The following is a 13,584-nucleotide window of genomic DNA, read 5'->3' as shown; positions in this document are numbered from 1 at the left end:
CCAAAGCATCGTAAGCCATAAACAGATAATAATATTCTGTTTGAGGATTGTAAATGATTTCAGGACCTTCACTTGCTTGCCAACGATTACCAGCTTGGCGGGTGGCAATTAACTGCCCATATTCGGCAGGCGCATTACCTTCTGCCCAAGGGATACTCAGATTTTGTTTGGGCATACCAGTTATTCCATTTAGTTCCATGGCAACGATGCCACTATGCCAAGAACCATAAATTAACCAATGTGCACCTTCAGGAGTGATGATGTAGGAAGGATCGATAGCATTCCATTTGTAGTAACAGTTTGCCCAGTCTCCAGCTGTAACATTAAACTCAAGTCCTTTGTCTGAAGCATTTGTCACTATATACCCTTTATCTACCCATCCATCATTATTAGAAAGATTGGTATTTTCCATCATTCCGATAAATGCACGTTCACTCCAGGTACCTTCACCGTTGAGTAATCCCGGACAAGTGATAGAATAGTACATACGATACAAACCGTTTCTAACTTTGCGTACACAAGGAGCCCAGAAACCATAGGAGATTTCAGCAGCGGTAGCAACGGGTTGCAATCCCATTCCTTGACGAATCTCATTTAGCTTGGGAACTACCCAACCGGGAAGTTCTTTCATGGTTCTGCCCAAATATTCCCAGTCAATCAGGTTCTTGGAGCGGCGTGCATGGAAGTGCCCATGTCCTCCATGAGCATTACCGTATGAAGCATCAGTCTGATACATATAATAGTATCCGTCTTCACCCAACACTACCGTAGGATCGTGTACATTGGCAAGATTCCATTGACCACGCATGTTCCAGTCTGCTATAGCGATATAATTGTCGGGGTAGATGGGAGCTTGATAAGCCGCTAACTGTTCATCTAATGTACCATCGGCTGTACTGAACATGAACTCTGGCGAATAGACTACATCACCTTGGTAGATGCATACGAATGCACGTGCATAGTAAGTGCGTTTCGGAGCTAAATCTGTGAGAGTGGCCGACAATGTTCCATTACTGATAAGTGCTTTGACTGTGGCACTATGGATGGTAGGAGACGATTGTAAACTGTAACAAAAGCCGGCACCGCTATAGCGTACATCATCGCGCATGTTGACTGCCACACTAAGTGAGGCAGACGAAGTGCTTGTTTCACCGGTTATGGCAGGCGTTGCTATGGCAACTCCCTCGGTTCCATAGTCGTTGTCATCGTCGCTGCACGCTCCCATAAAGAGAGCGGCTGCAAACAAGGTAATAAGACATTTATATTGTTTCATAACTTAATTCTTTAGATGTTTTGTTCTATAACATTTTCCCTTTATTCAGCCGGAGTTTCTTCTTCATTCGAATCGTTTTCACCTCCACCTGTAGAAGTACTGAGTTCCCAACCTTGATTTTGTCCCAGTCTCGGCAGTCTCTTAGTTTCCGCATCGGGTATCGGGAAGTAGTAATTCTTAGGTACATTGAATGTGCGTGAGGGATAATTTCTGGCAGAGCCGTATGTGTACACTGCATTTTCCGGATTTGTAACAGTGACACCATAAAGATTATAGACCTGCTTGTAGTATGGCAGATTTTTTTCGCTGGATGGTGTTTGGTTTTCAAAAAGCTTCCAGCGACGTTCGTCGAAGAAACGGTGGTCTTCAAAGCACAATTCAATACGTCGTTCGTTGCGAATGCGTTCACGGAGTTGTTCCTGATTCATGCCGCTATAAGCAGGCATACCTACGCGATCGCGTAATTCGTTGATATATTGATAAGCTTCGGATGGTCCATAGGCTTCGTTTACGGCTTCAGCTGCGTTCAATAAAACCTCTCCAAAACGGAAAATGGGACACACATGATTATAGTTTGACGGACTCTTGAATGACATATTGTTCAAGTACTTTTTTGTATAGTAACCTGTTAAGGTACCACCGTTTTGTGTCTCATAGTCTGCTCCGCTAGGATAAGATACGTCAATGGCGCGTTCCTCTTCATTCAGTTTGTCTCCCCAGATGGAGCCCTGATGCAGGATTGTCTGTTCAAGGCGCGGATCTCGGTTGGCATACGGATTTTGAGGATCGTAACTTGAGTCTTGGTCAATAGGCAAACCATTGATTGTTTCATAAGAATCAACTAAATTCTGGGTTGGATTCGTTCGACCGCTTGAATTGGTAAAGCCGGCAGGAGCTAGATAATCCTCCACTGTATGAGTGGTCCATACAGAACGAGTCAAGATATATTCGTCGTTGAAATATGGGGTTGTTACGAAACATTGATAATAGTTCTGTGTAGGGTCATTATCAGATGTTCTGTATAGCTTGTATGGCTTCGTTTGCTGATTGTTTTTGGTTATGAATGCACGTGCTGCTTCAGCGGCTTCTTTCCACCATTCAATGTTATTGGTCGGATTGTTTAGTGGGGAAGCTCTGTAAAGCAGGGCTCTTGCCTTTAAAGCATAAGCGGCAGCACCATTCACGCGCCCCCAATTCTCATTTTCGTTGCTGTAGCGGAACGGCAATACATCTTTCACCAAGTCGCATTGGTCGGCAACCCATTTCATAACGTCTGCACATTTATTGCGCGGTACATTCATGCGTGGGTCATTCTGCTGAAAAACGATGGGTACACCCTCTTCATCATCACCTGCAATAATGATGTCGCCAAACCAAGAAGACATGTCGAAGTGGAAGATGGCACGAAGCAATTTGGCTTCGGCTACATAGCGATCATACAAATGATTATCGTCACCGGTCTTATCATAGTTACCAACAACTTCTTCACGAACATTCTTTAGGAATAGGTTCGATGCCCGGATAGCTCTGCTGTTTTTGGGCCAAAAGTCATTGGCGAATGGGTGGTTAATAGCTGAATAACCATCTGTAAGTACACTGCCATAATACAATACTGACCACCAACCTAAAGCGTTATCGGTCATGCAATCGCGGGATGCGCTTCGGAATTGTCCATCTGTGTAGCCAACAAAAGCGTCTGGTAAATAAGTGTAAATATTGGCTAAGAAACCACGGGTGTTTTCGTAGCTTCTGAAAACTTGCTCCTCGGAGAGGGTCAAGTCCACTTCCTTTTCCAGGAAGTCGCTACAGGAAGAAGTTCCGTATGCTAACAGCGCTACTGCTATATATTTTATAATCTTTTTCGTATTCATAATCTTGTTTATTGAAAGGTTAGAAACCAACGTTTATACCAAAAGAGAATGTGCGGGTCTTAGGATACCACCATGTGTAACTCATAGGCTTTTCCGGATCCAGATTATCAGGCAAGTGACTCCAATTGAATAAATTGTATCCATTAAAGTAGATACGACATTTGGTCATACCGGCTTTTGCAATCAGCCTTTTGGGTAAAGAGTATCCAAGTTCAATGTTGCGTAGTGACAGATAATTTCCATTTACTATCCAGATATCATTCATATAAGTGTTAGTACTTCTTTCGCTGTCAATAGGATTGAACCCAGCATACGTGGGACGCGGATAGGTTGCATTTACGTTTCGAGGGTCATTCGGATCATCCGTGTAGTATCCCCATGCTTTGGTGATTTCATGAGTTGCCTGATGTCCCCAAGGAGACCAAGTCATGGCAGGTGAGATGAATACTGAACGATTCAGATATGCCGTAAGCGTTGCCTGTAAATCAAAACCTGCATATTCAACACCGAAAGACAAGGAAGGAGTCATTTCGGGGATAATGGTATAACCACTTGGAATCATATCATTTTCATCAATTTGACGGTCACCGTTCAAATCTTTGAAAACGGCTGTACCGAGATCTTGCCTTTTTGCACTACCTGCAGCCGTATTATACGGATACTTTTCCGGATGATCGATAGCGTCTTGTTGACTGGTAGCAATCAGATTAGGATCGCTTGCCCATTGTTGGAACTTGTAAATATTCCAACCGCCTACTGTTCCGTTAAATACATTTTCATAAAGTCCGGCTACAGAAGTGTATTCGAATATCCGTTTACCGGTTTTGCGCTGCCACTCTACATTCGGTTCTGTTTCGTCCATTTCGGTAATCTTATTGGTATTCCAAGTCAGCATGCCTTCCAAGAAATAAGTCACTTTACCAATGCGGTTACGATGTCCGATTGTTAACTCCATACCTTTGGTTTCGGCTTTTCCATAGGCATCTTGTGCTACACCGATACCCAAAAGGCTGGGAGTATTGGAACGGGTTACCAGAATATTGGAACGCCATTCTTTGAACGCGTCGAATGAGCCGTAGAGCCTCTTATGCCAGAAGTCGAAATCTACGCCAACATTAAGCATATCAGAGAGTTCCCATTTATTGTTGTGGTTGCCGGAGAGGGTTTCTGCAACACCTCCTACGCCTGTATTGGAAGTTCCGAAGCTATAACCGGTACTTGTTCCAAAAGTACTTTGGTAGGGGTAACGATTACTGCCCGTAGAAGATTGTCCAACGTGACCAAATGAAGCACGTAGTTTCAGCAGGCTGATATTCTTGTTTTTCAACCATGCCTCTTCTGAAGCTACCCAACCAAGAGAGGCTCCATAGAAATTACCCCAGCGGTCTTCCGGTGCGTAGTTATCACTGGCCATCCGCGAAAAGTTTCCAGAAAGGATATACTTGTTATCATATATATAAGTTGCCTGTCCGTTGTATGACAAGAAACGGTTGGACGAAAGCTTGCCTACATCATGGTTGTTAGCGTCGCGTACGTTTTCCATATTCTGATATGTACGTATGAAGGCGCGGGCATCTACAGCATGTTTTCCAAATGACCGGTTATAGCTGAAACCGGCATTGAAATTAAAATTGTAGTAGTTGGCACGTTCATTGGCAGATGGGTTGGTCAAAGCAGAATACTTGGTAGTTTGTTTGTATTCAAACTGTGACGGATCTTTTACGTTCATATTCATGTAATCGTACTCGTAAGAATTCACACTGTTATCCTGAGTTGATTGAAATACATCAAAGGCATCAAAACTAACTGTTACGTTTGCTTTCAGTCCTTTCACCAGTTCGGACAGGTCGCCCGTCACATTAACGGTAGAATACAAGTTACGACGACGGTTTTTGTCCTGTCCAGATGAACCTAACAAACGTGCAGGATTCTGAGCTGTGCTCTTGGAGTACAATTCTCCGTTAGGGGTGTAAACAGGAGCCATCGGGTCGGCTTCTACTGCACCGAACGTTACCAATGAGAATACACCGGTACGAGGCTGAGAGATATTATCGATACGTCCACCCAAATCCAATGATACATTCAGATATTTGTTTACATCGATGTCCAGATTGGAGCGCAGGTTATAGCGGTTCAAAACGTGCTGCGTGCTGAATTTATCATTATATTCCGTCCATTTGGAATTCCACATACCTTCCTGGCGGAGATATGAGAATGATACATAGTAACGTGCACGGCTGCTTCCGCCACTGATCTGCATATTTGTTTTATAGGTAGGAGCCATGTCGCGATACAACTCATCAAACCAGTTCGTATTGAAATACCGGTATCGGTCTATACCTTCCAGTTCTTCACCGGCAGTGACACGACGATACATTTCAATTTGTTCATCCGAGTATTGTGGATCGCTTCCGTCCAGATAGAGTACCCGGTTGGTTGTCAGTGCTTTGTTATATGCATTCTGATTTTCCATTTTGTTGCTCAACATTTGGAAACCTACTTCTTGCGTGAAGTCTATCTTCGTCTTTCCTGTTTCACCGCGTTTCGTGGTTACCAGAATGGCACCGTTGGCACCGCGCATACCATAGATGGCTGTTGCAGCTGCATCTTTCAGAATAGTAATATTCTCAATGGGGAAAGCGTCGAGAAATGAAAGGTCGCGTTCTACATTGTCTACAATTATTAGCGGATTGCGGGCACCGGAGTTCATGGTACGTATACCGCGGATATACATGGCTGTTTCCGTCCATCCCGGTTCGCTGGACCACTCATAAGTTTCCATACCGGTAACAGTAGAAGAAAATGCATTCTGGAGCACCGTAATGGGATACTTTTGTAACTTTTCACCAGCTACTGCCGAGGTGGATTCAGTCATAAACTTCTTTGGTTTGCGGGTGAAAGCTATTGGCATTGTGTGTAGATATTCGTCTACGTCAGGTTCCATCACAATTTTGAAGTTATCATTAAATTCGGCTGTAGCCGTAGTATTCTTGTAACCTATGCTGCTTACGCAGAGTTCATCGCCTGCTTTTACATTCTTCAAACTGAAGAAACCGTTATCATCAGACAGAGCTATGCGGCTCTGCTCGGTAACGTTCACAATAGCTCCCGGAATTGGGGTACCGTCAGGATCTAAGATACGCCCTTTTAATGTCTGTTCGTCCTGCGCCCGGACTGTACCGGATAGGATAATCAGGACTCCCAACAACAGGAATTTGCTGATTCCTGCCAGTTTGTTCATTATATGATTCATATTGTTATGCATAATATATTCGATTTAAGATTACCAGCCTGGATTATTTTCAATGTTCGTCTTCCAGTATTCTCCCTCAGGTATCGGATAGAGATACATTTTATCTTCGAATACGCGTTTTTGGGCTACTTTACGTGTGATGGTTCCATTTTCAGTCACATTCACTCCGTAGATGTCACGTGATAACGCCTCAGTTGCTACATTCCAGCGCCGAACATCCCATGCGCGATGCTCTTCGAATGCAAATTCGATGGTGCGTTCTTTATGGATGAAGTTGCGCATCTTGTCTTTGGTATTCAAGTCGGTGCGGTCGGTCACACTACCCGAAATGCCTGCGCGTTGGCGTATTTGGTCGAGCATGGAATACACTTCACTGCAAGGGCCGTTCACTTCATTCATAGCTTCTGCATAGTTCATCATGATTTCAGCATAGCGAATGATAGTCCACAGGCGATAGGCTGTTCCGGAATGTTCAACGCTAAGAATTGATTCGGGAATATACTTGCGTACATGGTATCCTGTAGGAGTAGAGTTTGCATTACCTCTTGGGTTGTCACGCATTCCAAATCTTACGTCAATGCTTCCGTTACCCCATTCAGCTCCTTGATAGAGAACTGTGGCAGCCAGACGCGGATCGCGATTACTCCACGGTTGGGCATCATTATAGCCGCTTGCAGGATTGATGGCGGGAATCATTGAATTGCCGGTATATACCGGGGCACCGGTAGCATCATACTCGCTAAAGGGAGAAGAACCGTCCGCCATGTCATACATATCCACCAGATTCTGTGACGGACAAAGGCCACCGTTGCCTCCTTCACCTACCGGTGTGTCATTTTTTATATTGCCCCAATTCTGCTTGTCATCATTTCGGTAGAAGATAACTTCCTTGTTGCTACCTTGATAGGCGGTTCTCAACAGTGCATTGGTATAGTTCTCTATTCCTAAAGTGGCACCAGTAGCATCTTTAGCATTAAACAATGCAAAGTTTGCTCCATAGGTGTCAATGAATTCTTTGGCAACATCAGCAGCCTGTTGCCAGGTGATACCAGATTCGCTACTATAGCGTGGACTTGCCATGAAAAGCATAATGCGTGACCGGAGTGCGCATGCCATAGGCTGACCGATGCGTCCTGCGGAACTTGATTTCCATGCTGTTTCATAATCCAATAAATTGCCTTCACAGCTTTTGAGTTCCTCTAAAATAAAGTCTACTACATACTCTTTTGTCGTGGGACGAGTCGTATATTTACTCATCAAATCGCCGTTAGGGTCGAGCACTTCTTTCACAATGGGGATAGGACCGTAGCGTAAGAACAGTTCCCAATAGAAGTATGCGCGCAGGAAACGGGCTTCTGCTATATAGTTCTTTTTGTCTCTATTATATTTATCTTCGCTGACGGCAGGGTTTTGGGGCACTTCTTCTATGCGGGTGAGAAGCATATTGCATTTGCGGATGCCGCGATAGTAGTGTTCCCAAGTATCAACCAGTTCGGATGCACCCGAACCTCCATAGAAGTTGCCGATATTGAAAGAGGTTCTTACACCATTCCCATAGGAAGTCTCGGCCAAATCGGTTGCTGCATCTAGCCAAGTAGTACTGATGCGGCCTGCACCGTGGCGCAGGAAATTGTAAGTGTCGAGGTGGAACTGTACAGTCAGATTCCAATCGCTGAACACTTGTTCGCCGGTCAACTCATTGCTGGGTTGTTTGTCAAGGAAGCCACCGAATATATCCTCGCAGGAGGTTAGGGTAGTGGAGGCAATACCAAGAGCGAATATACTGTATAATAATGCTTTCTTCATATTTCTATCAGAATTTAATGTTTACACCAAAGTTTACGGTTTTCATAATCGGATAGCGGTTTGAACCGTTGCTTTCCGGATCGGTCAGACCATCCAAGTCATCCCAGGTAATCAGGTTGTTGGCATTTACATAGAGACGACAGTCGCTCATCCCTACTTTCTTGGCCCACAAAGTAGGCAAGGTGTAGCTCAGTTCTATATTTTTCAGTCGCATGAATGCACCGTTTTTCAGGAAGAATGAGTTTCCGCGTTGGTTATGATTGCCGTAGCTGTCATAGTGAAGACGTGGATATTTGGCATTTGCTAAGTTTTCAGCTTCACTCTTGGAAGGATTCCAACGGTCCAGATGATGTTCTTTCACCTTACCTCCATTTACAAAAGCGAACATTGCTTCAGCGTCATAATAGCGGCTTACGTGATTCACGCCCTGAAACATAACACTAAATCCCCAGTTCTTGTAGTTAGCTCCTAATGACAGCGCGTACGTGTTTTCCGGAATATCACTGTAACCGATGAAGGTTTCGTCACCTTCATCAATCAGTCCGTCACCATTCATATCACGATACTTCAAATCTCCTATTCCTACGTTTTCACCAAGTTTGGACACGGGAAGCTTTCCACCATCAATGTCGGCTTGTGTGATGAATCCGTCACATACCAGACCAAAGTACTGATTGATAGGATGACCTTCACGCTTGCGATAATCTGTTTTCAAGTTTGGTTCGTCCATCATGAGGATTTCGTTTTTGGCGTGAGAGTAAGTCAGTCCCACTGTGTAGTTGAAATCCTTACCGATGTGGTTGGCATGTTTCAGTTCGATTTCGTAACCGCTGTTCTTCGTTTTTCCCAGGTTGGCAGCTGCCATGGCCACTCCAACCCATTGCGGACGAGTGAGATACTGTGTCAGAATGTCGTTACGCTTCTCGTAGAAGAGGTCAAGATTACCACTCAGCAGACCGTTCCACAATCCAAATTCCAAACCTAGGTTATATTTATGGGCACGTTCCCATGTAACACCATAGTTAGGATATTGAGATTCATAAATACCGGATTGCCAGGTTTCTCCATATCGGTAGTCATTACCAATCTGGTTCCATTTCTGTTCATACAGGAAGCGTTGCTTGGCACCACCTATTTTATAAATATCATTACCTACCTGGCCGTAAGAAGCACGAAGCTTCAGGTTGTTCAACCAATCTTGTGTACCTTTCATGAATTCTTCATTGGTGATACGCCAGCCCACAGATACGGAAGGAAAGAAACCGAAACGTTTACCTTTCATAAAGTTCTCGGAACCGTTATAACCGGCATTGAACTCAAACAAATAACGGTCATCATAACCATAAGTAACACGACCCACGATACCTTGATAACGTTCTGCCAGTTCAGCTTTGTTACGATAATCATTCTGCATATATAGCATCATACCGGTTACATCATGTTTACCGAACTTACGTGCATAATTCACCTGAGCCTCCATATAGAGTTTATAGATAGAGGTGAAAGAAGAACCATAAGCTAATTCGGTATCAGTGTTGAATTTATTGTAAGCATCAATAGAATTATAATTATCACGATTGTTTAATTCATAGGTGGCGAAATTTTTGGTATAATTTCTGCGATGTTCGTTTTCATAGTCGAACGACAACATGCCTTTCACACTTAAACCTTCAGTGAGCCAATCCAATTTATAATCTACAATGAAGTTTGTTTCATTAATAGTGTTTACTGAACGATAATAACCTCCTTCTGCCAATGCAGCTACTATGTTATTCTGATACTGTGAACTACCGCCATAGAGTGAGCGGGTAGTTTCACCACTTTGTACTTCATAAGCTACAGGAAATATCCAGCCCGGAGTATGATTGATTTCATAAAACACTTCACTGTAGTCGCCTCTTTCTGTAGTCTTGGGGCCTCTGCGTTCCTCAAAGCGTGTACCGAAGTTTACTGAGAAAGTCAAATCTTTCGTCAAGAAGAAATCAGTATTGGCACGGAAAGCGTAACGGCGGAAGTTCAGGCTTGATTTGTTTCCATACGCATCGTTACTCAGGTTTTTATACATAGAAGTCTGATCGTAGAATTCTCCGGAAGCATAGTACCGCATACGTTTCGTACCTCCACGAATACTTACGTTGTAGCGTTGTGCAGGAGCTGTACTGTTAAGTACCTCATCATACCAATTTACGTTAGGATAGAGCATGGCGTCTACTCCGCTCAGTTGTCCGGCTACTGATTTGCGATACATCTCAATATCATTGTCGCTGTACCATGAGTTTATTCCATCGTTACGCAAAGCTTCTTCAAGCAGTACAACAGACTGATATGAGTTCAGGTAAGTATCTCCACGTGTAGGACTTTGAATCTGCCAGTTAGCAGTCAAGCTCACTTCCGGTTTCTGTTCCTTACCACGCTTAGTAGTAATCAACATTACACCGTTTGCACCCCGCACACCGTAAACAGCTGTTGCTGAAGCATCTTTCAGTACAGAGATGGTTTCAATGTCATCGGGAGCTATTTGCGAAAAAGCACGTTCCACACCGTCTACTAAGATAAGCGGTTGCGCATCGCCTGCAAAGGTGGCACGGCCACGGATAAAGATTTGGGCATCATCAGCACCCGGAGCACCGGAAGTCTGTGAAGTGATTACACCGGGAATCTTACCGGCAATGGCTTGTGATACGTTGGCGGCGGGAGTAGACAATAAGTCTTTGGATGATACCTGAGAGATGGCACCAATAACACTCTCTTTTTTCTGTGCGCCATAACCTACTACCACAACTTCTTCCAGCATTTCTGAGTCTTCTTTCAATGTTACAGCAATGGAACTTTTTCCGTTCAGGCTGATTTCTTGTGTCTGATAACCAACAAACGAAATCTGTAGTGTGGCATTGCCACTGCTGACAGTTAACTTGAAGTTACCGTCCATATCGGTAATAGTACCATTGCTTGGTGTACCTTTTTCAAGTACGCTGGCGCCTATGACAGTCTCTCCTGTGGCATCCTTCACGACGCCTGTTACTTGCTTTGATTGAGCCTGGGCTACCTGGCCTATCAGTATCAGGGCAAGCGTCAACAACATGCCAATACACTTGAATCTTGGTGTTGTTTGATGTTTCTTTTCTTTCATATTGCGTTAATTTATATTAGAATAAAGGTTATTTCTTACGATTAACCAGAACTTTAATTTGTTCCTGAGTTAAAGCTACGTTGTAAATAGAAATGTGGTCGAAAGCAAAGCCCGGATCATTGTCTCCCCAGTTCCATGCTTGGTTACCTCCCAGGCAGATATATTTCAAGTCGCTTCCGTTAGAGAACAAACCTGCAATAACATTTCCGTCACCTGAGCCTGAAACATTCCATTCATTCTTCAGCACACCGTCGAAGTAAACTTTAGCGTTGGTTTCAGTGAACACGGCAGTGTACAAATGCCAATCTTTATCGGCAAGCCAATCTGTAGCATCATGATAAGCCACATTGGCACCTGCTGTATTCTGTGCATCTGTAAAGTCGCACCAACCACTACAGTTAACTTGCAGTACCCCTCTGTATTGGCAGGCCAACATCGGTGCACCATTATCAGTGGCTGGTCCTGAACCGTATGCCATGAACAACGGAGCCCACATGTAATCAGCAGAAGTCCCTGCATTTTCAGAATTTACCCAAACGGCTACAGTTAATTGTTTTGTATCAGCAGTATGAGAGAGGGCATCTTCGGGCAACACTAAATAATTGGAGCGTAGTGCGCCTCCTACATTCTGGAATACATTCCCCCATGCGCCGCCAGGACGTTCGATAGTTCCTGCACCGTAGATTGTGGCATTGCCTACACCTTTTTCAAAGTCGTTGAAATACGTTGGAGTCGGTAGTTTTTTATAAGCAATGATATTATCGATTTCTGCTTTAGTCAACGCTTTATTATAAATGGCAATATCGTCGAACATGAATCCTGCGTCATTATCTCCCCAATTCCATGCTTGGTTACCTCCCAGACAGATATATTTTAAATCACTTCCGTTGGAGAATAAGCCGCCAATGACATTTCCGTCACCGGAACCGCTAACATTCCATTCATTTTTTAGTACTCCATCAAAGTATACTTTGGCATTGGTCTCAGTCAGCGTAACTGTATAATAGTGCCAACCTTTATCGGCTAACCAGTCTGTTGCATCGTGATAGACTCCATTGACCTGGTTTGTATTTTGTGCATCTGTAAAGTCACACCAACCATTGCAGTTCACTTGCAGAATACCTCTATATTGGCAGACAAACATGGGAGTACCATTATCTGTAGCAGGACCAGAGGCATAGGCTGAAAATAGTGGGGCCCACATATAGTCGGAAGAAGCACCTGCATTGGCAGCATTCACCCATACACCGATGCTCAATTCTTTGGTTTCTGCTGAATGAGAAAGGACATCTTCGGGCAGTATTAAATAATTGGAGCGTTGAGCGCCACTCACATTTTGGAATACGCGACCAAAATTACCTCCGAAATCAGTGAAGTTACCCTTACCATAAATAGTTGTGCCATCGTTTTCTCTTTCAAAATCGCTGAAGAAAACTTGGCCGGGATAAAGCTCGCCACCTTCAACACTGCTGTCTCCACCTTTCTTCGGCACTGCAATTTCTGTGCTTGTTATCGTATTCCGATAAACGGACAGGTCGTCGAGTTGCCACTTCTGATTCTCGGTGTTCGAACCGTATCCTATATATAGATAAGGTACGGACGCCATAAACTGAACGATTTTTGAGCAATCGAAGTCAGAGACAGTTTTCTCTATTTTCTTTAATCCGTCTACATACACAAAATATCCGTTATTCTTAACAGATATTGCTACATAATGCCATTCACCAGCACTCATCAATCCGGTTTTGGCATCCGCTGGATTATTGTCTTCGTAACTACCATCTACACCTTCATAGTTTAACCAACCGTTGGCTGTAAAAAACATACGTTGAGTAGAATTTGCATTTTCAAATGAAAAAATAGCACCAGTTACATCCTGTTCAAAAGCGGATGCATCTTCATCTTCTTCAGGGACAGCTTGTTTCATCCAGAAAGTGAGTGAAACTCCGTCTTGCACTTTCACCTTATTTAATGGATTAAAGATGCGTGCATAGCCACCGGATAGTTCCAGTACTTGTCCTAATGCTTCATCAGTAACTAAAATAGGAATGTCGCCATCAGGGTAGGCGAAAGTCTGAATCTCTTCGGGGTTCAATTCTTCATCATCGAATGTCAGATTGGCAACCAGCTCAAGTTTAGGTAAAACTTGATTTCCAGGGATTGGGTCCATTTGCCCCCAATCCTGACAAGACCCCATACACATTGTAAGAATTGCCAGGCATATGGCCGGCCATTTTCTTGTCTTCATAAT

General features: G+C 43.8%; 6 protein-coding genes. All 6 read right to left on the bottom strand.

All coding sequences use genetic code 11. The annotated features are described in order from the left end of the window. Positions 1-1,273, bottom strand: a 1,273-nt coding sequence (locus BACCELL_RS24020; protein WP_007214740.1) for an arabinan endo-1,5-alpha-L-arabinosidase, incomplete at its 3' end; no start/stop codon positions are given. 41 nt (positions 1,274-1,314) lie between these two features. Continuing rightward, on the bottom strand, positions 1,315-3,144 hold the full coding sequence (locus tag BACCELL_RS24015) for a RagB/SusD family nutrient uptake outer membrane protein (protein ID WP_007214739.1): 1,830 nt from the start codon (positions 3,142-3,144) through the stop codon (positions 1,315-1,317). Between the two features lie 19 nt (positions 3,145-3,163). Further along, the gene (locus tag BACCELL_RS24010) at positions 3,164-6,409 is read right to left on the bottom strand and encodes a SusC/RagA family TonB-linked outer membrane protein (RefSeq protein ID WP_007214738.1); all 3,246 of its coding nucleotides are present in this window, start codon (positions 6,407-6,409) and stop codon (positions 3,164-3,166) included. Positions 6,410-6,427: 18 nt separating this feature from the next. Then, a complete protein-coding gene (locus BACCELL_RS24005; protein ID WP_007214737.1) occupies positions 6,428-8,203 on the bottom strand; it encodes a RagB/SusD family nutrient uptake outer membrane protein in 1,776 nt (591 codons plus the stop codon). A gap of 7 nt (positions 8,204-8,210) precedes the next feature. Then, a complete protein-coding gene (locus tag BACCELL_RS24000) occupies positions 8,211-11,285 on the bottom strand; it encodes a SusC/RagA family TonB-linked outer membrane protein (RefSeq protein WP_044154355.1) in 3,075 nt (1,024 codons plus the stop codon). Positions 11,286-11,361: 76 nt separating this feature from the next. Continuing rightward, positions 11,362-13,584 (bottom strand): LamG-like jellyroll fold domain-containing protein (locus BACCELL_RS23995; RefSeq protein WP_007214735.1); only part of this gene is annotated, 2,223 nt, incomplete at its 5' end.

Origin of the sequence: Bacteroides cellulosilyticus DSM 14838 (genome assembly GCF_000158035.1) — a bacterium.
Classification (GTDB): Bacteria; Bacteroidota; Bacteroidia; order Bacteroidales; family Bacteroidaceae; genus Bacteroides; species Bacteroides cellulosilyticus.
This window is presented reverse-complemented; position numbering and strand designations above follow the sequence as displayed.

Bases quoted from the DNA above. Each gene is read 5' to 3' on its own strand.
- BACCELL_RS24010 (WP_007214738.1), bottom strand. From the start codon at position 6,409: ATGCATAACAATATGAATCATATAATGAACAAACTGGCAGGAATCAGC.
- BACCELL_RS24005 (WP_007214737.1), bottom strand. From the start codon at position 8,203: ATGAAGAAAGCATTATTATACAGTATATTCGCTCTTGGTATTGCCTCC.
- BACCELL_RS24000 (WP_044154355.1), bottom strand. From the start codon at position 11,285: ATGTTGTTGACGCTTGCCCTGATACTGATAGGCCAGGTAGCCCAGGCT.
- BACCELL_RS24015 (WP_007214739.1), bottom strand. From the start codon at position 3,144: ATGAATACGAAAAAGATTATAAAATATATAGCAGTAGCGCTGTTAGCA.